The 659-nt window shown below is 56.4% G+C and carries 1 pseudogene; it reads right to left on the bottom strand.

The features are described from left to right. A pseudogene (locus QWY74_RS10890) lies at nucleotides 1-494 on the bottom strand (ISAs1 family transposase); the annotation flags it as partial. Nucleotides 495-659: the final 165 nt, after the last annotated feature.

The following is a 659-nucleotide window of genomic DNA, read 5'->3' as shown; positions in this document are numbered from 1 at the left end:
TGCAGATTCAGCAGCTTGAGTAGCTCAGGAATCGCCGTTATCTCGTTGGACTTCTCCGCCGTCTTGACCTGCCCCAGCACCACGCCATTCGCCGCGCTGAAGGCGCTGACCATGTGGATCGCACCCTTCCCCTTTCCTCGGCAATACGATCCACGCAACGTCTTGCCATCAATGGCCACCACGGCGCCCTCCGTGACGTCATGACACGATTTCATCCACTCGGCAAACGCGCTTTGCAACTGTTCGGCATTCACCAGAGCCATGACCCTGGCCAAGGTGTCATGGCTGGGCACACCAGCCTTAAAATCGCCGTACTGGCGCAGAAAGTCGAGCTTTGCGTTGCCAAAATCTTCGATTTCGTCCCAACCCTCCGCACCACAGATCACCGCGCAGACCGTCAGAAACAGAATATCCGACAGCTGATGCTGCACTTTCCAAGCTTGGCGGAAGTCGGGAACAATCGATAAATGGTGCATAAGCGAGGGGGTCAGCATCGGGCCATCCATGAGCAAAAGCTGCTAGATGACCACATTATCTCCTACTGGTAAAGCGCTACGAGGCCCGTCGTAGAGCGGTTTTTCATGCGTTTTCCCTGCCGTCTCAAGCCACGCTGTCGCGGTTGCTGACGCGCCTCGGCCATAACGACAACGTCGATATCC

Origin of the sequence: Halomonas almeriensis, from assembly GCF_030409235.1 — a bacterium.
Classification (GTDB): Bacteria; Pseudomonadota; Gammaproteobacteria; order Pseudomonadales; family Halomonadaceae; genus Halomonas; species Halomonas almeriensis.
The sequence above is the reverse complement of the archived record's forward strand: the minus strand, read 5'-3'. Positions and strand labels throughout refer to the sequence as shown.